Annotated in this window: 19 protein-coding genes; 8 read left to right on the top strand and 11 right to left on the bottom strand. The window is 70.2% G+C overall.

The genetic code is table 11. The features are described 5' to 3' along the window. Positions 1 to 20: 20 nt before the first annotated feature. Together IEY69_RS06385 and IEY69_RS06380 are read left to right on the top strand one after the other, a co-directional pair. Positions 21 to 377, top strand: a complete 357-nt coding sequence (locus IEY69_RS06385) for a VOC family protein (protein WP_189072227.1) — start codon at positions 21 to 23, stop codon at positions 375 to 377. 248 nt (positions 378 to 625) lie between these two features. After that, on the top strand, positions 626 to 1192 hold the full coding sequence (locus IEY69_RS06380) for an RBBP9/YdeN family alpha/beta hydrolase (protein WP_189072226.1): 567 nt from the start codon (positions 626 to 628) through the stop codon (positions 1190 to 1192). 175 nt (positions 1193 to 1367) lie between these two features. On the opposite strand, the gene trxA is transcribed toward IEY69_RS06380, so the two are convergent. Beyond that, positions 1368 to 1703, bottom strand: a complete 336-nt coding sequence (trxA, locus tag IEY69_RS06375) for a thioredoxin (protein WP_189072225.1) — start codon at positions 1701 to 1703, stop codon at positions 1368 to 1370. 132 nt (positions 1704 to 1835) lie between these two features. On the opposite strand from trxA, the gene IEY69_RS06370 reads away from it, so the two are divergent. The 4 genes from IEY69_RS06370 (at position 1836) to IEY69_RS06355 (ending at position 5165) form a co-directional block, all read left to right on the top strand. After that, the gene (locus tag IEY69_RS06370; protein ID WP_189072224.1) at positions 1836 to 2198 is read left to right on the top strand and encodes a DUF309 domain-containing protein; all 363 of its coding nucleotides are present in this window, start codon (positions 1836 to 1838) and stop codon (positions 2196 to 2198) included. A gap of 109 nt (positions 2199 to 2307) precedes the next feature. Next, positions 2308 to 2886, top strand: coding sequence for a LabA-like NYN domain-containing protein (locus IEY69_RS06365; RefSeq protein ID WP_189072223.1), 579 nt, complete (start codon positions 2308 to 2310; stop codon positions 2884 to 2886). Then, positions 2886 to 3896 carry a phosphate acyltransferase PlsX gene (gene plsX, locus IEY69_RS06360; RefSeq protein WP_189072222.1) on the top strand — a complete coding sequence of 337 codons (1011 nt, stop codon included), beginning with the start codon at positions 2886 to 2888 and terminating at the stop codon, positions 3894 to 3896. Before IEY69_RS06365 ends, plsX begins: the two co-directional genes overlap by 1 nt. Before the next feature lie 84 nt (positions 3897 to 3980). After that, the gene (locus tag IEY69_RS06355; protein ID WP_189072221.1) at positions 3981 to 5165 is read left to right on the top strand and encodes a mechanosensitive ion channel family protein; all 1185 of its coding nucleotides are present in this window, start codon (positions 3981 to 3983) and stop codon (positions 5163 to 5165) included. A gap of 106 nt (positions 5166 to 5271) precedes the next feature. On the opposite strand, the gene IEY69_RS06350 is transcribed toward IEY69_RS06355, so the two are convergent. The 5 genes from IEY69_RS06350 to IEY69_RS06330 form a co-directional block, all read right to left on the bottom strand. After that, positions 5272 to 6405, bottom strand: a complete 1134-nt coding sequence (locus IEY69_RS06350; RefSeq protein ID WP_189072220.1) for a cysteine desulfurase family protein — start codon at positions 6403 to 6405, stop codon at positions 5272 to 5274. Positions 6406 to 6412: 7 nt separating this feature from the next. Beyond that, complete coding sequence (locus IEY69_RS06345) at positions 6413 to 8053, bottom strand: PASTA domain-containing protein (protein ID WP_189072219.1); 1641 nt, start codon at positions 8051 to 8053, stop codon at positions 6413 to 6415. Between the two features lie 58 nt (positions 8054 to 8111). Next, on the bottom strand, positions 8112 to 8408 hold the full coding sequence (locus IEY69_RS06340) for an AzlD domain-containing protein (RefSeq protein WP_189072218.1): 297 nt from the start codon (positions 8406 to 8408) through the stop codon (positions 8112 to 8114). Continuing rightward, the gene (locus tag IEY69_RS06335) at positions 8405 to 9127 is read right to left on the bottom strand and encodes an AzlC family ABC transporter permease (protein WP_189072217.1); all 723 of its coding nucleotides are present in this window, start codon (positions 9125 to 9127) and stop codon (positions 8405 to 8407) included. Before IEY69_RS06335 ends, IEY69_RS06340 begins: the two co-directional genes overlap by 4 nt. A gap of 62 nt (positions 9128 to 9189) precedes the next feature. Next, positions 9190 to 10086 (bottom strand): zinc-dependent alcohol dehydrogenase, encoded by an 897-nt coding sequence (locus tag IEY69_RS06330; protein WP_189072216.1) that lies wholly within the window; start codon positions 10084 to 10086, stop codon positions 9190 to 9192. 70 nt (positions 10087 to 10156) lie between these two features. On the opposite strand from IEY69_RS06330, the gene IEY69_RS06325 reads away from it, so the two are divergent. Beyond that, positions 10157 to 10936 (top strand): MerR family transcriptional regulator, encoded by a 780-nt coding sequence (locus tag IEY69_RS06325; protein ID WP_229783677.1) that lies wholly within the window; start codon positions 10157 to 10159, stop codon positions 10934 to 10936. A gap of 34 nt (positions 10937 to 10970) precedes the next feature. Here IEY69_RS06325 and IEY69_RS06320 read toward each other — a convergent pair whose 3' ends face one another. The 4 genes from IEY69_RS06320 to IEY69_RS06305 form a co-directional block, all read right to left on the bottom strand. Continuing rightward, the gene (locus IEY69_RS06320; protein ID WP_189072214.1) at positions 10971 to 11969 is read right to left on the bottom strand and encodes a helix-turn-helix transcriptional regulator; all 999 of its coding nucleotides are present in this window, start codon (positions 11967 to 11969) and stop codon (positions 10971 to 10973) included. Between the two features lie 68 nt (positions 11970 to 12037). After that, positions 12038 to 13534 carry an AfsR/SARP family transcriptional regulator gene (locus IEY69_RS06315; protein ID WP_189072213.1) on the bottom strand — a complete coding sequence of 499 codons (1497 nt, stop codon included), beginning with the start codon at positions 13532 to 13534 and terminating at the stop codon, positions 12038 to 12040. A 641-nt stretch (positions 13535 to 14175) separates the two neighbouring features. Continuing rightward, a complete protein-coding gene (locus tag IEY69_RS06310) occupies positions 14176 to 14871 on the bottom strand; it encodes an amino acid ABC transporter permease (protein WP_189072212.1) in 696 nt (231 codons plus the stop codon). A 152-nt stretch (positions 14872 to 15023) separates the two neighbouring features. Then, a complete protein-coding gene (locus IEY69_RS06305) occupies positions 15024 to 15791 on the bottom strand; it encodes an ABC transporter substrate-binding protein (RefSeq protein WP_189072211.1) in 768 nt (255 codons plus the stop codon). 44 nt (positions 15792 to 15835) lie between these two features. Between IEY69_RS06305 and IEY69_RS06300 the strand changes: the two genes are divergently transcribed. Beyond that, on the top strand, positions 15836 to 16294 hold the full coding sequence (locus tag IEY69_RS06300) for a TlpA family protein disulfide reductase (protein WP_189072210.1): 459 nt from the start codon (positions 15836 to 15838) through the stop codon (positions 16292 to 16294). Here IEY69_RS06300 and IEY69_RS06295 read toward each other — a convergent pair. Continuing rightward, the gene (locus IEY69_RS06295) at positions 16277 to 16981 is read right to left on the bottom strand and encodes an ABC transporter ATP-binding protein (RefSeq protein ID WP_189072209.1); all 705 of its coding nucleotides are present in this window, start codon (positions 16979 to 16981) and stop codon (positions 16277 to 16279) included. The genes IEY69_RS06300 and IEY69_RS06295 overlap by 18 nt on opposite strands. Positions 16982 to 17117 lie beyond the last annotated feature (136 nt).

Here is a 17117-nt window from a genome sequence, read left to right as displayed (position 1 = left end):
GCAGCGTATACCCTGCACGCATGCTCAAGCACGTCTCCTTCCTGACCCGCGACATCGCCGCGACCGTCGCCTTCTACGAACACCTCGGCGCCACCACCGAGAAGAACCTCACCACCACCGAAGGGCACCGCCGCGCCGTGCTGCGCCTCGGGGACGGCCTCCTCCAGTTCTTCCAGATCACCGGCGAAACCCCCGCCCCGCACGCCCACTGGGCCGAACACATCGCCCTGCACGTCACCGGCCTCCGCGACCTCCTCCCAGCCCTGAAAGAGAGCGGCGTGACCGTCACCCGCGACCTCCAACCCAGCCCCGGCGGACGCGACATGGCCTTCGTGCAGGACCCCGACGGACGACAGGTGGAACTCCTCGAAGGGTGAAGAGGGTTGTGGGTAGTAGGGAGTGGGGAGTGGGGTGAAGGGCATCACCGGGGACATCGGCGTGCTCGCTTTATCGCGGTTCCGCTGCGTGCCCGCCCAGAGCGACCGACCCACTCCCCACAACCCACTGCCCACTCCCGTCAGGCGTCAGCCTGACCCCAAGGCAGGTCCGTCGCGTGCCCGCCCCTGACGACCGACCCACTGCCCACACCCCACTCCCCACTTCCTTCAGGCGCTAGCCTGAACACATGACGCCGACCATCGTGATCGTGCCGGGCCTGGGGGAGAGCGGGCCGGAGCACTGGCAGAGCCTCTGGACCGCGAAGTTCGGCGCGGCGCGCGTGCGGCAGGACGACCCGGAGCGGCCCACGCCCGAGACGTGGTCGGCGCGCCTTCAGGAGGTCATCGACGCGACGCCCGGTGATCTGGTGCTGATCGGTCATTCCTGTGGCGTGCTGAACATCGTCCACTGGGCGCGCCTGACCGGCGGGCACCCGCGCGTGAAGGGCGCGATGCTCGTCGGCCCCACCGACGCGGACCGGGCGTTCGAGGAGTACCCGACCGTGGCGGACATGGCCCCCGTCCCCATGCAGCCCCTGCCGTTCCCGGCGCTGGTCGTCGCCAGTGAGAACGACCCCTTCGCCAGCTTCGAGCGCGCGCAGGCGTTCGCGGAAGCGTGGGACGCCGAATTCATCTCGGCCGGCGAGGCCGGGCACATCAACATCGCCAGCGGTCACGGCGACTGGCCCGACGGCGAGGTGCTCCTCAGTGAGGCCCTGCACGCCTGGACACCGCCGGACATCGTGCGGATGTGAACGGGGGAGGGAAGTGGGTTGGTCGCTTTGGTCGGGCACGCGGCGGACCCGCGATAAAGCGAACACGCGAGGTGGCATGCGGATGCCCTTCAGCCCACTCCCCACTCCCTACTTTCCACAACCACCCAGAGAAACGCGCCCCAGGTCACTGACCGGGGCGCGTCACTTTTGGCGTTCAGGCGCTGGCGACTTCGGCGTTGCTGTACTTGTCGAGCAGCGCTTCGAAGGCGCGTTTGGGCTGGGCGCCGACGACGCCCTCGACGGGCTGGCCGTCCTTGAAGAGGATCAGGGTGGGGATGCTCATGACGCGGTACTGGCCCTGCGTGACGGGGTTCTCGTCGACGTTCAGTTTCGCGATCTTGACCTTGCCCTCGTACTGACCGGCGAGTTCCTCGATGACGGGAGCGATGATGCGGCAGGGTCCGCACCAGGGGGCCCAGAAGTCCACCAGGGTCAGGCCCTCGCTGATCTCGGCGTTAAAGTTGCTGTCCGTGAGTTCCACAGGCTTCATGCCATCGACTATACCCCTGGGGGGCAGGGGCGGGATATGCCGCGCGTGGGTGTTCCCTCACCGGTTGTTTAACCGTGGTGAGGTGAATCGCAGTTGGCGTTCTGCGGGCCGGGACGGGGTACCCTGCCGGGCATGACGGTCAGTGAGTCGGTGGACTTCCGGCGCGGCGCGGCGCTGTTCGCATGCGGCGAGTGGTGGGAGGCGCACGAGGCGTGGGAGGGGCCGTGGATGACCGCGCGCGGGGACGACCGGGTGTTCCTGCAGGCGCTGATCCTGCTCGCGGCGGCGCTGCACAAACGCTGGGCGCACGGCAGCCTGACGCACCGGAATTACGACAAGGCCCTGCGGTACCTGGATGCGCTGCCCGCCGAGTACGCGGGTGTGGATCTCGCGCAGCTGAGATCGGACGTGTGGGCGGCGCTGCTCGCCCCGGCGCGGCCACAGCCGGGGAGGCCCGCGCTGCTCGCCCCTGGCGGGGCCGCATGGCTCGAGTGACGTCCTGTCCGGTATCCTGATTCACGAACGCTCAGGCCCCCCAGGGGACGCCGGGCGTCCGCCGGTGCCCGCCCCATGGCAGGCCACCGGGACCCAGGAGACATGACAGATGGAACGCATTGCACTTTTTATTGACGGCGCGAACGTGTACGCGGCAGCCAAACGACTCGGGTGGAACTTCGACCACCGCAAGATCCTGGAGCACTTCGCCGCTCCGGGCCGCCTGTACAACGCCTTCTACTACACCGCCGTCCCCACCCCCATTGACGACAAGCAGAAGCGCTTCACGGACGCCCTGACGTACATGGGCTACACGGTGCGCACCCGCCCGCTGCGCGAGGCGACCGACGACAGCGGCGACACGTACCGCCGCGCCAGCCTGGACATCGAGATCGTCACGGACCTCCTGACCACCAGCGACCAGTACGACACGGCGGTTCTGCTGACCGGCGACGGGGACTTCGAGCGCCCGGTCGAGGTGCTGCGCGCGCGTGGTAAGCGCGTCGTGGTGGCCAGCATCGCCGAGATGACCAGCTACGAGCTGCGCAATGCCGCCGATCAGTACGTGGACTTCAAGGACATCCGCGAGCACGTCGAGCGTCCCGGTTACCGCCTGCCCAGTGAGCAGCGCGGGCAGGAGACCCGGCCCTTCTACACGTCCGCCGCGCTCGACGGCGACGACCGCTGATGAGCCTGCCGGTCGCGCTGGACGCCATGGGCGGCGATCACGGCGCCGTGCCGAACGTCGAGGGGGCGGTGCAGGCCGCCCGCGCGGGCGTCGCCGTGATCCTCGTGGGGGACCGCGTGAAACTCCACGCGGAACTGGGGCGGCACGCGGGCAGCGCCAGTCTGCCCATCGAGGTCGTCGAGGCGACCGACGTGATCGGCATGGACGAGCACGCCAGCGACGTCCGCAGCCGCACGCAGGCCAGCATCAACGTCGCCTCGCGCCTCGTCAAAGAGGGCCGCGCGTCGGCGGTCGTGAGCATGGGCCACAGCGGCGCGACCATGGCGTCCGCGCTGCTCACGCTGGGCCGCATCAGGGGCGTCGAGCGGCCCGCGATCCTCACGCACCTGCCCGCGAAGGGAGGCTTTACGACCCTGCTGGACGCCGGGGCGAACGCCGACGTGAAGGCCACGTACTACGCGCAGTGGGCGCGGCTGGCGAGCGTGTACCTGAAGGTCGTCGAGGACCGCGAGAACCCCACCGTGGGCCTGCTGTCCATCGGTGAGGAACCCCACAAGGGCAGCGCCCTGGTCCTTGAGGCGCATGGCCTGCTGAAGGCCCTGCACGGCCGGGGCATCAACTTCCACGGGAACGTGGAGGGCCGCGACATCTTCAGGAACACCACCGACATCGTCGTCACCGACGGCTTCACCGGGAACGTCGTCCTGAAACTCGCCGAGGGTGAGGCGAAGGTGCTGTTCGGGTGGGTCAAGGAGGCGCTGCAGAGCAGCCTGAAGAGCAAGCTGGGTGGCCTGATGGTGCGCGGCGCGCTGCGCGGCCTCGCCGAGCGGATGGACCCCAGCACGTACGGCGCGAGCCTCCTGATCGGCGTGCGCGGCCTTGCATTCATCGGGCACGGCAGCGCCGACGCCCGCGCCGTGAAGAACGCCCTGCTGCGCGCCGCCCGCGCGCACGAGGCGAACCTCGTCCCCCGGCTGGAGGCCGCCTTCACCGACAGCTCCGGCGCGTAACGTCAGCTGCTGAACGCCCGCCCCAAGCCAAACGGGGTGGGCGTTCTCTATGCATCCTCACCGCCTCATGAGAAGGTGGGGGTCATGTTGCAGGAACTCACCGTGCAGATCGTCAAACCCCAGGTGTGGGTCGGACTGACCCTCACCGCCGTCGCCGCGTACGCCATCTACCGCTTCGGGCGCCTGCTGATCCGCGCGCTCGAACCGCACGTCCCCGCCCGCCTGCGCCCCGCCCTGAACGGGCTGTGGGCGCTGGTCGTGATCGTCGGCTGGCTGGCCGTCGCCACCGCCGTCGCGTACCTGCCCAGCGTCCCCGTGCTGTTCAGCCTGGGCCGCGACATCATGGACGGCTTCCGCCACAGCGCCGGGCAACTGGTCGTGGTGATCGCCATGGCCATGATCGCCTGGAACCTCATCGGGGCACTCGCGCACCGCATCGTCGCGGACGAGGAATTCAACCGCCGCAGCGTCCGCGTGCAGACCCTCAAGGGCGTCGTGGAAAGCACCCTGCGGGTCGTGGTCGTCATCCTGAGCGTCATCGCGGGCCTCCAGGCGCTCGGCGTGAACGCCACCAGCCTCCTGGCCGGGGTGTCCGTCCTGGGTCTCGCCGTGGGCTTCGGCGCGCAGAGCCTCATCAAGGACGTCTTCAACGGCTTCTTCATCCTCCTCGAGGACCAGTACGGCGTCGGCGACGTCATCACCGTGAACTCCGGGCAGCTGTCCGGCGGCGTGGAACGCGTGAACCTGCGCGTCACCGCCCTGCGCGCCCTGGACGGCACCGTGCACATCGTCCCGAACGGACAGATTCAGACGGTCAGCGTCAGCAGCAAAGACTGGTCCAGGGTCGTCGCGCAGGTGGACGTCACCTACACCGCGAACATCGACGACGCCCTGCGCGTCCTCGAACAGGTCAGCACCGAGATCTACGAGGCCGACGAGTGGAAGCACTTCTTCCTGGAAGTGCCCGAACAGCAGGGCGTCACGCAACTCGCCCCGGACGGCGTCACCCTGCGCGCCCTGTTCAAGGTACAACCCAAAAGCCAGTACGCCATCGGCCGGGAATTCAACCGCCGCATCAAGATCGCCATGGACGAGGCCGGGATCGAGATTCCCTTCCCGCAGCGCAGCCTGAACTTCGGCGGCGCCCCCATCGAGATCAAACTCACTCGCGAGGACCTCGGCCGCGACACCCGCGACACCCAGGACCGCGAGCACGCCCCCGTGAAACCCACCCTGACGCGCGACCCGGGCGCCAACGAAACCAGCTGACGGGGGGAGAGGGTTGATGGGTGATGGTTGATAGAGAAGAGCCACACCATCAAGGCAGAGAGGCCGTGGAGTTGTACACACGGCCTCTCTTCGTGGTGTGGGCCGTCTAGGCGCGGCTCCAGGTGGCGGCCTGCGCGAGGGCCTGGGCCGCCGCGCTGACCTCGGCGGGCGTGGTGGCCGCGCCGAAACTGAAGCGCAGGGACGCACGGGCCTGCGCCTCATCCAGTCCCACGGCGGTCAGGACGTGGCTGGGCTGCATGGTGCCCGCGCTGCACGCACTCCCGGCACTTGCGGCGACACCCAGCATGTCGAGATTCATCAGCAGCGCCTCGCCGTCCGCGCCGCCCACCGTGACGTTCACGACCTTCGGGCTGCTGTCCGGCGCGTGATTCACGCTCAGGTCCGGGATGCCCGCGACCTCCCGCATGAACTGCTCGCGCAGGGCGCCCAGGTGCGCCAGGGTCGCGCCCTGCGTCGCGGCCGCGTGGGTCAGGGCCACACCCGAGGCGTACACCCCGGCGGTGTCCTGCGTGCCGGGTCGCACGCCGCCCTCCTGCCCGCCGCCCAGCGTCAAGGGGGGCAGCTCGGCGCCGCGGCGGATGTACAGGAAACCCACGCCGCGCGGGCCGCCCCACTTGTGCGCGCTGAACGTCGCGAAGGTCACGCCCCAGTCGATCAGGTCCACCGGCAGCACGCCGGGCGCCTGGACGGCGTCCGTGTGGTACGGCACGCCCCGCGCCGCCGCCAGGGCCGCCAGCGCCGGCGTGTCCTGCACGGCCCCCAGCTCGTTGTTCGCGTGGTGGAGGGACACCAGTGCCGTGTCATCCCGCAGCGCGTCCGCGAGTTCCGCCGGGTCGTACCGCCCGAACCGGTCCGGGGTGAGGAACGTGACCGTCCAGCCCTGCGCCGCCAGCGCCCGCGCGGGGGCCAGCACCGCCGAGTGCTCGGTGGGCGTGGTGATCAGGTGCCCGGGCCGCCCGTGCGCGTCCTGCCACGCGCGCGCGGTGCCCAGCAGCACGTGATTGTCGCCCTCAGTGCCGCCGCCGTTCGCGATCAGCGTGCGCGGGTCCACCCCGAACGCCGCCGCGACCCGCGCGCGGCCCTCCTCCAGCCGCTCGCGGGCCGCCTGCCCCGCCGCGTGCACGCTGGCCGGGTTGCCCGGCAGCGCCGCCGCCTGCGCGTACGCCGTCAGGGCCTCCGGGGTCATGGGGTGCGTCGCCGCGTAATCCAGGTAGATCATCTTTCCCTCAGGGCGTGACCAGCGCGAAATCCTCGCCGTCCCGCCGGATCACGAACACCGCGCTCCCACTGACCGACGCGGTCGTGGTGATCTGCTTCCCGGCCAGCGCGGCCGCATCGGCACTCAGATCCAGCGGACGCTCCCCCGCATCGTCACGCACCGCCAGGGTGTAGGTGCCCTCCGGCAGGTCCGTCGGGAAGGTGTAGCGCAGGCTGACACTCCGGGGCACGGGCGCCGCCACCTGCGGCGTCGAATCCGTGGCCGGTACCGCCGGAATCTCATCCGGCGTGACCGTCCCACCGTCCACCGGTTCGGTCGGCAGGGGATCGACCGGGGTCGTCGGTTCTGGCGTGGGCTCCGGATCGGGAATCGCGGGCGGCAGCGGCAGACTCCCCGCCGGCCGACTGGGGGAACTGTAGCGGGGCGCGGCCACCGTCAGGGACACCGGACTGCCGGTCGTGACCGTCGCGTACGGCTGGGGCGTCTGCTCGAGCACCGTGCCCTCTTTGCGGTCGCTGGGCTGCGGCGTGACCTTCGTGACGACCAGCCCGGCCGCGCGGATGTCCTTCAGGGCGTCTTCGTACTGCATGCCCGCCAGGTTCGGCAGGAACGTCTTCTTCCCGGTGATGCCGGTGCTGACCATCAGCTGCACAACCTGTCCCTGCTGCGCGGTCGAACCGGATTCCGGCAGCTGCGCCACGACGCGGCCCTCCGGCGTGCCCGTCAGCGTGCCGTCGACCTTCACGACCTTGCCGACCGTCATGGCGCTGCCCTTGAGCGCGTCGCGCGCCTGAGCGGGCGTCATCTCCTCCAGGCGCGGCACCTCGATCGCCGGCGGATTGTTCACGGTCAGGGTCACGAGTCGGCCCACCGGCAGGTTCGAGCTGCCCGCCGGGTCCTGCCGGATAATCGACCCGATCGCGCGGCCCGCCGCCTGACCGGTGGCGAATTCCACGCGGAAGCCCTCGCCGGTCAGCTGCCTGGCCGCCTGTTTCGCGGTCTGGCCCAGCACGCTCGAGACCGGCCGCACCGGGGGGTTGAGGTAGATCTGCACGGCCTGAGCGCCCAGGTAGGTGGCGCCGCCGAGGAGTAGCAGGCCCGGCACGAAGGTCAGCCACGCGCCCGGCTCGCGGCGGCGTTTCACTCGCGCCTGCTTCAGCGGGGCGAGGGTCGCGGCGTTGCGTGCCGCCACGTCGTCCGGCGTGCGGGGCGTCACGCGGGGGGCGAGGTAAGCCACGCGCAGCTCGTGGCCCTCGACGAGTACCTGCGCGTCCTCCAGGGCGTAACCGTGCTCGGCCAGCGAGGCGGCCAGCGCGTTCACGTTCTCCACGAGTTCCTGCGGGACACCCTTGTGCGCCAGCGCCGCCTCAAGTGGCTGGCCCGTGACGGGCTGCCACACCGCGTAGAACGCGCCGGGCCGCGCCACCACGTCCGTCAGGCCCGCGGGGCTCAGGGCCCGCAGCGCCGTGCGGTAGGCGTGGAAGGCCTGCCGGTCGGCGGGGGACGCCACGTTGAACCACGCCACCTGCCGCGTGACTCCCTCGGCCGCGCGGACCTCGGACAGCGTGACGGGGCCCTGCACGGACACCTCGCGCAGCACCTCGTACTTCCCGTCGATCATCTTGACCCTGCCCACCTGACCCGTCATGCGCCGCCCAGCATAGCGCGCCCCCACCCCCACGCGCCGCAGCCGCCGTCACAGGCGGTCACACGCCCAGCATGCGCGCCGCCCAGTACGCCGCGAAGCCCCCCACGATGCCCGCCGCGAGGTTCCGGGTGCGCCACAGCAGCGCCCCGCCCACGGCGGCCCCCACCAGCCGCTGCGCCCACTCGGGGCTGCCCAGCACGTCCGGCACGATCAGCGCCGCGAACACACTGACCGGCACGAAGCGCAGGAACGCCAGCCAGAACGGCGGCAGGTTCAGCCCACCTAGACTGAGCCCCAGCAGCCGCGCCGCGTACGTCACGGCCCACATCAGCCCAATGACCAGCCAGCCGCTCACGCGCGGCCCTCCGCCCGCCGCGTGCTGATCAGCGCGCCCAGCAGCGCCCCACCCACGCCCACCAGCAGCACGACCAGTCCGCCCGGCAGCACCCGTCCCAGCGCCCACGCGCCCAGACCCGACACGACCGCCACCAGCACCGCCACGCGGCCCACCAGCAGCGGCACCAGCAACCCCAGGAACGCCAGCGGGAAGATCACACCCACCCCCAGCGCGTCTGGGTCGGGCAGCACCGCGCCCGCCAGGGCGCCCAGCAGCGTCGCCGCATTCCACGCCGCGAACAGGCTCAGTTCCGCGCCCAGCAGGAAGCCCACGCTCAGCCCCCCGGGATCGCGCGGCCCGGCCACCAGCACCATGCCGTACGCCTCGTCCGTCAGGAACTGCGCCGCCACGGCACGCTGCCACCGACTCAGCGGCACCTGCCGCGACAGGCTCAGGCCGTACAGCACGTGCCGGGCATTCAGCACGAACGTCGTCCCCACCAGCGCGACCGCCGCCACCCCCGGCACGCCCCCACCCACGAACTGCCCGGCCGCCGCGAACTGACTCGCCCCGGCGAACACCGTGACGCTCATCAGGCACGTCTCCCACACGCTCAGGCCCCCCGCGCGGGCCGTCACCGCGTACGCCACCGCGAACGGCACCACGCCCGCCCACAGCGGCACCATCACCCGGAAGCCCCGCCCGAACGCCCCCCAGTCGAACCTCTGCCCGGTCATGCCGCGCAGGCTACCGGGTCGGCCCCGGCAGGTGCGTGCCCGCTCTGCACAGCCGCCGTGTCCTACGGGCGGATGGTCCTCTGCCAGTCCACCAGCACACTCACGGGCCGGTCCGGTCGGTCCAGCGTCGCGTACAGGCCCGGCAGGTCAGTCGCTGCGACCGTCAGTGGGTACAGGGCCTCCAGCACCGGGTGGACGCGCGGCCACCACCAGCGGGCGTGCGCGGCGTAGTCCTCGCCGTCACTGGACGCCACGACGCTCAGTTCCTTGCGGTGGAAGTCCGGCGGCAGCGTCAGTGCGCCCCAGTTGCCGTCCGAGAGCACCACGCAGCGCCCACGCGGTTTCAGTGCGCCCAGCAGCGTGGCGAACCCGGCGGGGGCGGCGCTGCATTCCACGCCCACGTCGAAGGCGTCCCGCGGCGCTTCTGCTGGCGCGTACACCTCACGCGCGCCGAACTGCCGGGCGAGGGCCTGCCGGTCGGCACGCGGTTCGATCACGCTCACGTCCCGCACGCCCGCGCGGGTCAGGTTGAACACGCTCAGCAGCCCCAGCAGGCCCGCCCCGGCCACCAGCACCCGCTCGCGCGGTCCTGGGCGCACGCGGCGCAGGCCCTTGGCGGTCTCCTCAGCCAGGATCACGCTCAGCGCCGCCCGGTCCGACACGTCGTCCGGCACGGGAATCACCCGCGACGCGCCGTGCACTCCCCACGCCGCGTGTCCCAGCGTCGTCACGACCCGCGCGCCCACCGGCAGCGTCACGCCCGGTCCGACCTCCGTGACCGTCCCCAGCGTCTGGTACCCCAGGGCCGATGGAAACGGCCCGCCTCGCAGCACGCTCAGCTCCGAGGCGACACTCAGGGCACTCAGGCGCGTCTGGACGCGCACCTCGCCCGGCCCGACCACGCGCGGCGCGAGCGGCTCCCAGCGCGGGGTCAGCAATGCGGCGGCGATCAGGCGCATGGTTCAGTCTGCCACCCGCTTGACCCTCACGCGGCGGGAGGGCCTACGCTGCCCCTCAGGAGGTTCCACCGTGGACGCGAGGCGCTGGACGGTGGGGGAGGTCGCGGCCCTGACGGGCGTGAGCGTGCGCACCCTGCACCACTACGACGAGATCGGGCTGCTGCGCCCCGCCGAGCGCAGCGACGGCAATTACCGCCTGTACAAGCCGGGCGATCTGGCGCGGCTTCGGCGCGTGCTGACGTGGCGGGCGCTGGGCGTGCCGCTCGCGGAGGTGGCGGGGGTGCTGGACGCCCCGCCGGACCTGGAACGCGAGGCCCTGCGTGCCCACGCCGGGCGGTTGCGTGAGGACCTGCGCCGCGCCGAGCACACGCTGAGCGAGGTGCAGGCCCGCCTGAAAGCCCTGGAGGACGGGGCAGAGGAGACCATCATGAACAACGAGGACGTGAAGGCCGTGTTCGACGGATTCGACCCCACGCAATACGAGGACGAGGTCCGTGAACGCTGGGGCGACACGGACGCCTACCGCCAGAGTGCCGCGCGGACCGCCCGGTACTCGAAGGTGGACTGGGTACGCATCCGCGCGGAGATGGACGGTATCACCGCCGCATACGTGGAGCTGATGGACGCGGGCGTGTCCGCCACAGACGTTCGGGCGCAGGGGGTCGCGGCTCGGCACCGTGTGCACATCAGCGGGGCGTACTACGACGCGTCGCCGCAGATGATGCGCGGCCTAGCGCAGATGTGGGTGGCGGACGAGCGCTTCACCCGCAACATCGACCGGGCACGGGCCGGACTGGCCGCGTACCAGAGTGCCGCCGTGACCGCCTGGGCCGACGCGCAGGGCGAGTAGCGGACAGCAGGGGAGGGGCCGACTCTCCTGCCCTTCACGCCGCGCCGTGCTGCACGAACAGCGTGGGGGTCTGCGTGGCCACCTCGGCCGCCTCGCGCGTCAGGCGTTGCCACTCGGCGCGCACCGCGTCCGGGCCGAGCACCTGCACCTGCGGCCCCCAGGACAGCAGCCACGGAAGCACGCTGCGGGGCACGCCCCCGGCGTCGTGCGGGACCAGCAGGGGCGCGTCCACGCTGCCGTCCGGGTTGATGCTCGGTTCGCCCAGGCAGGCGTGCCCGCCTTCGAGCACGCGGAAGGTCGCCTCGCCCGTGAAGCGGAGGGTGACCGGCACGCTGCGCTCTGCTTCCACCGGGAGCGGCGTGCACGGCAGCGCGGGCGTCTGCGCCGGGTCGAGGAGGTCGGGCGTGAAGGTGCCCGCCTCGGGCGTGACGTGCAGCATCCGGCCCAGGCGGTACGTGCGGACCTCGCCCGCGTGGTCGGGGTCGCGCCCCACGACGAGCAGGTCACCGCTGACCGGGTGCGTCTCGATCCGCAGGGGGTGCAGCCGCGCGGCACGCCGATTCCCGGGCTGCCATTCCTGGAAGCGGATGGGGCGGCAGGCCAGCCACGCCTGCGTGACAGCGTTCAGGGCGAGGTCGGAGGCGGCGGGGCGAGCCGTGACCGTGGTGGGCAGGGCCGCGCGGACGTGCGCGGGCAGCGGCGCGGTCAGCGCGGCGCGCAGCGGGGCGAGGCTGGCGGCCGGTTCGCTGCCGCGCGCCGCGAGGGCGTCCAGGCCGCGCAGCAGCGTCAGTCGCGCCGCGTCGTCGAGGTCCGGCGTGCCGATCACGTACCCCTGGGGCGGGCCGGGAAGGACGCGCAACTCGGGTTCCAAGCTCTGCAGTTCGTGCAGGTCGCGCGCCGTGACCGTCAGGGTCTGCCCGGTGGCCGCCGCGAGTTCCGCAACGGTGTGCGGACGGGCGCGCAGCAGGCGGGCCAGGAGGAACAGGCGCTGGACGGGGCTCTGGGCACGCTCGGGCTGCTCGTCGGGGGTCATGTCTCCAGTCTGCAGAGCGGGTGTCCGCGAAACGTCCATGTTTCTGAGAAAGATCGATCAATAAGCGGTTAGTCGGGCACTGCTGCCAACGCCCGTTCCTCCCGCCACTCCAGCACCCACGGATCGAAGCGGCCCTCGCAGAAGAAATCCTCCCGCCCCCGCCCCGGCAGCGCCGGTTCCTCCCAGCGGGGCGCGTCCGACAGGCGCAGCACGCCACCGTCCACCGTCAGCGCCCCCGGCCAGCCCAGCAACTCCCGCAGCGCGGCGACCGCCGCACTCAGCGCCTTGCGCCGCGCGGTCGGCGTCTTCCCCGGCAGGTCCAGCGCGTCCAGGGCCCGCTCGCGCGACACCTGCCCGCCCGCTGTCACCAGCAGCGCCAGCAGGCCCGCATCAGGCCGCGTGGAGCGCAGCGGCAACTCGTCGCCAGACATCCACACCCGCACCGGCCCGGCCAGACTGACCCTTACCGTCCACTCCGGCGGCGCGAACGTCACCACGCCGTACTGCTCCAGCAGCGCGGGCAGGTACGCGCGCACCCACGACCACCGCAGCGTCGCCAGCTGCGCGCGAATGCCGTCACCCGGCGGCAGCGGGTCACCCCCTGACTGCCGGGCACACTCCGCGCGGGCCAACCACGAGAGCGTGCCTGCATTCTGCGAGTGACTGTCCGCGCGGCTCAGAGCCTCCTGCCCACGCGGCAGATCCCCCGCGTGCAGGTACGCCAGCGCCAGGTGGTTGAGGATCGCGTGCCGACCCGAGTCCAGCACCCGGTGCAGCGCGGCCGCCTCCTGCGCCATCAGGACAGCCTCGAACCTCTGCCCCATGATTGCCAATGTCCTTGAGCCGACGGCCAGGATTGAGGCCAACCGATCGGGAGCAGAGATGTGTTCACGGGCTGCAGTGGCCGTCTCGAGCGTGATGGGATACTGAGTCAGGTTCAGGGTCAGCAGTGCCCTTGACAGGAACAGTTCTGAGGCGAGCAGGCCGCCCTGAGCTACGGATTCCGCCTTTCGCAGGGCATTCAGGGCTGCGCCCGGTTGATTGGTGTCGAGCGCAATGGCCACGAGCGTCCGGTAGACGTAGGTGGAAGTCGTCGGGTCATGTCGCAGGTCACCCAGTGCCCGCGTGAGTTCGGTGGTCGCCTCGCCCAGTTCCAAGTGCTGTTGCAGGTCGAAGGCGAACTGAATGCGGGCTATCCCCCGGTATAGGGGAGGGGCCTGAGCAATCTGGAATCGGTACAGTTCCTTCCACGCTGGGAGGTGAAGCATGGCCGCTGCCCCCGCTAGTTGCGTGATGGTCAGAGCACGGGTGGGCACGTCGGGTGCCTGCAGGACGCTGAAGCGCGCGAGGCTCAGCGCCAGTTCGCTGCGCCGGTGAATCAGGTGAAGATGCGCCCGGAAGGGGAGAAGCTGCTCGGCAGGTCGGATGTCCAGTAGGTCGTCGAGCTGGCGATGCTGCATCCCCCGGAAGTAGAGCCAGGCCAGGGCGAGGCCGCCCTGCTCACTGTGCAACCAGTCCTGCGGCACCTCCGGCAGGGCTGAAATGACCGGAAGAACGTCCGCCACGCTGCCTGCATGTTGGGCTGTCCGGATCAGGTGATTTAGCGTTCCCTCTGCGTCGTCACGGAGGAGCAGTTGACGGAGCGGGATAAGTGGGACGGCCACAGCGAGAGCTTAACGGTCTTCAACTAGACGCGGGGCCGATCTTCTTCCTGCGCCATCAGATGTGTGTTCCACGAATGAGTGGTACTGGTGAACAGGCGGAAGATCCAGATTAAAAAATACGCTGAAAACATAATTAGTCTCCAGTCGCGGCCTGTCTGGTGTCCGTGGGGTGCCGGATGGTCTGGGCCGACTGTGGGTGGGGGAGGTGGCGCGGCCAGCGAAGCGGGATGTCACCCGTTTCGGGCCGCCAGTGGGCGTGGAACGCCGTTCACCTCAGACGTGGCTGGGGTGAAGGGTTCGGGTGGAGCGAGGATTGAATCGGGGTTTCAGGATCAGTCAGGGGCGTCCTGGCGACTATGTAAATTATAGAACAATGTCATTTATTTCGCAAATAGCAGAATGGGCGTAGTGGGCGATGCGCCACCTCACCCAATACCGGCACGCCAGATCACCGACACCACCCCGGCCCCACAGCAGGCCACAACCGCTACGGACATAAGAAAAAAGGCGGCCCACGCCGCCTCTCTTCGCTCAGCCCGCGCTCAGATCACGCGCCGTTCCGGCAACGTCACGCCCCGACTCAGGCGCGCCTCCAGCCCGCGCACCACCCGCGACAGCACGAACGTCAGCAGGAAGTACACCAGCGCCAGCACCGCGTACACCTCGAACTGCCGGTATGTCGCGTTCGTGATGTACCGCCCCTGACTGAACAGCTCCTGCAACGTCACCGCGCTCGCCAGACTGCTGCCCAGAATCAGGCTGATGAACTCGTTCCCCAGCGCAGGCAACGCCACCCGCCACGCCTGCGGCAGCACCACGAACCGCAGCGCCTGCCCCCGACTGAGGCCCAGACTGCGCGCCGCCTCCGCCTGCCCCGCCGGGACACTGCTGATCCCGCCCCGCACGATCTCACTCGTGTACGCCGCCGAGTACAACCCCAGCGCCAGCACCGCCGCCGGGAAATCCGGCAGGGTCACGCCCAGTGTCGGCAGACCGTAGTACACCACCGACAGCAGCACGATCAGCGGAATGCCCCGCACCACCGTCACGTACGCGTCCCCCAGCCGCCCCAGTACCGGCACGCGCAGCACCCGCGCCGCGCCCAGCGCCGTGCCCACCAGTACCGACACCAGCAGCGCACACACGCTGACCGCCAGGGTCAGGCCCAGACCCGACAGCAGCAGACGCGGGTACTCCCCGGACAGCACCGTCCGGAAGCCCTCCAGAACCTCTGTCACGGGCGCGCCCCGCCGGGCACGACACCACTGAATACCGTCACGCGGACCCCTTCACCGCCCCACCATAGGACACAACCGCCCCGGGGACGCGCCCCCACCAAAGAAGAAGGGCGCAGGACGACACCGTCGCCCGCGCCCCGCCACACCCGGCGTTACTTCTGCACGATCCACCTGTTCAGCAGTTTCTGGTACTCCCCGCTGGCCTTCAGGCGCGCCAGCGTCCTGTTCGCCGCCGCCGCGAGATCACTGCCCTTCCTGAACACCATGCCGTAATCCTCGGCCGCCAGGTCCTTCCCGGCCCGGTCGAACTGCCCCGGCAGGCGCTTCTTCAGGTCATCCACCGTCGGCGCGTCCCCCACCAGCGCAGCGATCCGCCCGGCGCGCACGTCCGCCAGTCCCGCCGCGAAATCGTCATACACCTTCAGCGTCGCGCCCCTGGGCTTCAGCGTGTCGTTCGCCACGAACTGCCCCGTCGTGTTCCCCTGCACGCCGATCACCTTCCCCTTCACGCTCGCGGGCCACGCGAACTTCCCGGGATTCCCGGCCCGCACGATGAACACCTGCGCCGACCGGAAGTACGGCTGGCTGAACGACACCACCTTCGCCCGCTCCGGCGTGATCGTGATGCCACTCATGGCCATGTCCACCCGGCCCGACGTGACCGCCTGCGGCATCAACGCCCCGAAGCCCACCGCGCGCACCTCCAGCCGCACGCCCAGGTCCTTCGCCACCGCCCGCGCGATATCGATATCGAAGCCCTGAATCGTTCCGTCCGGGCCCTTGAACTCGAACGGCGCGAACGTCGGGTCCGTGCCCAGCACCAGCACGCCCTTCTTCTTCACCTCGGCCACCGTCGCCGCCTGCGACACACCCACAAGGGCCGAACCGAGGACCGCTGCAATCATCACGAAACGCTTCATGCGCCCAGCATAGGCCCGCCCCGCCCGTCCAGTACGCTGCCTGCATGGAATGGCCCGCCCCCACCGACTTCGTCCACGGCGACCCCCTCCCCGCCCCCACCACCTGGACGCGGCCCGGCCTCGTCATGACCTTCAACCTCGAATGCCCCGGCTGCGTCTCCCGCGGCATCCCCTTCCTCAAACGCCTCCACGCCGAATTCGGCGACGCCGTCCACCTCCTCGCTGTGCACACCAGCCACGGACACCGCCAACTCCCCAGAGAGGACGTCGAACCCACCCTGAAAAAATTCGCGCAGGACTACGCGAAACTCCCATTCCCCGTCGCCCTCGACCTCACCGGCACCCTCGCCCGACACTGGCACACCGAAGGCACCCCCCACTGGCTCGCCTTCGCGCCCGGCGGCGACCTCATCCGCAGCGTGTACGGCAGCCAGGAGAACGCCCAGACCAGACTCCAGTACCTCCTGGAAGAATGGACCGGGCACTCAGGTGAAGGAATCTGATGTCAGCTGACCATCCCGGAGGCTGATGTGCCGCCGGGCGTGGGCAGCGACCATCGGATCATGAGTGACGACGACCACTGCCGCGCCATCCGCATTCAACCGACCGAACAGGTCGAGGACCTCGGTCCACATGCTCTGCGGGAGGTTCCCCGTGGGTTCGTCTGCCAGCAGCAGCTTGGGTTGCCTGACCAGCGCGCGGGCAATGGCAACCCGCTGCTGCTCACCGCCCGACAGCTGGGCGGGCCGGTGGTGTCGTCGGTCTGCGAGTCCCACACGTTCCAACATGGCGGCCGCGCGGTCCCGGTCGGACGCGCCGCTGCGGGGGGCAAACCTGAGGGGTCGCGCGACGTTCTCGAGCGCGGAGAGTTCCGGCAGCAGGTGAAACTGCTGGAAGACGAACCCTAGCGCGCTTCCCCGCAACTGCGACTGGGCGTCGTCCCGAAGGGACCAGACGTCCTGCCCGGCCATCCAGTGCCGCCCGGACGTCGGTCGTTCCAGCAGGCCGAGAATGCCCAGCAGCGTCGACTTGCCGCTCCCTGATGGGCCGGTGATCGACATGAAATCGCTCGCGCGGATGTCAAGGTTGATGTTCTGGAGAATGGGAAGCTGGCCGTAGGTCAGGCCAATAGATGACAGTGAGACCAGCGGGGCGTCGGAGGCGGTGGTGGTGTGATCAGCGTAGGTCATGGCAGAGCCCTCGAATGTTGTCGTACCGGTCCGGAAATATGGAGGCGTGAGACCATTCCGTCTGAACGGTTGTGAGGAGGGAAAAAGATTTCTGAACGCGGCTTCCACAGCCTGAATCAGCCCGACGAAGTGATGA

Source organism: Deinococcus sedimenti (assembly GCF_014648135.1).
Taxonomy (GTDB): Bacteria; Deinococcota; Deinococci; order Deinococcales; family Deinococcaceae; genus Deinococcus; species Deinococcus sedimenti.
Note: the sequence above shows the minus strand (reverse complement) of the source record. Positions and strands in the feature narration are given on the sequence as shown.

Coding starts and splice junctions, on each gene's coding strand:
- IEY69_RS06335 (WP_189072217.1), bottom strand. CDS start 9,127: ATGACCGGGCAGAGGTTCGACTGGGGGGCGTTCGGGCGGGGCTTCCGG.
- IEY69_RS06385 (WP_189072227.1), top strand. CDS start 21: ATGCTCAAGCACGTCTCCTTCCTGACCCGCGACATCGCCGCGACCGTC.
- plsX (WP_189072222.1), top strand. CDS start 2,886: ATGAGCCTGCCGGTCGCGCTGGACGCCATGGGCGGCGATCACGGCGCC.
- IEY69_RS06355 (WP_189072221.1), top strand. CDS start 3,981: ATGTTGCAGGAACTCACCGTGCAGATCGTCAAACCCCAGGTGTGGGTC.
- IEY69_RS06345 (WP_189072219.1), bottom strand. CDS start 8,053: ATGACGGGTCAGGTGGGCAGGGTCAAGATGATCGACGGGAAGTACGAG.
- IEY69_RS06295 (WP_189072209.1), bottom strand. CDS start 16,981: ATGACCTACGCTGATCACACCACCACCGCCTCCGACGCCCCGCTGGTC.
- trxA (WP_189072225.1), bottom strand. CDS start 1,703: ATGAAGCCTGTGGAACTCACGGACAGCAACTTTAACGCCGAGATCAGC.
- IEY69_RS06320 (WP_189072214.1), bottom strand. CDS start 11,969: ATGACCCCCGACGAGCAGCCCGAGCGTGCCCAGAGCCCCGTCCAGCGC.
- IEY69_RS06350 (WP_189072220.1), bottom strand. CDS start 6,405: ATGATCTACCTGGATTACGCGGCGACGCACCCCATGACCCCGGAGGCC.
- IEY69_RS06370 (WP_189072224.1), top strand. CDS start 1,836: ATGACGGTCAGTGAGTCGGTGGACTTCCGGCGCGGCGCGGCGCTGTTC.
- IEY69_RS06305 (WP_189072211.1), bottom strand. CDS start 15,791: ATGAAGCGTTTCGTGATGATTGCAGCGGTCCTCGGTTCGGCCCTTGTG.
- IEY69_RS06365 (WP_189072223.1), top strand. CDS start 2,308: ATGGAACGCATTGCACTTTTTATTGACGGCGCGAACGTGTACGCGGCA.
- IEY69_RS06300 (WP_189072210.1), top strand. CDS start 15,836: ATGGAATGGCCCGCCCCCACCGACTTCGTCCACGGCGACCCCCTCCCC.
- IEY69_RS06380 (WP_189072226.1), top strand. CDS start 626: ATGACGCCGACCATCGTGATCGTGCCGGGCCTGGGGGAGAGCGGGCCG.
- IEY69_RS06330 (WP_189072216.1), bottom strand. CDS start 10,086: ATGCGCCTGATCGCCGCCGCATTGCTGACCCCGCGCTGGGAGCCGCTC.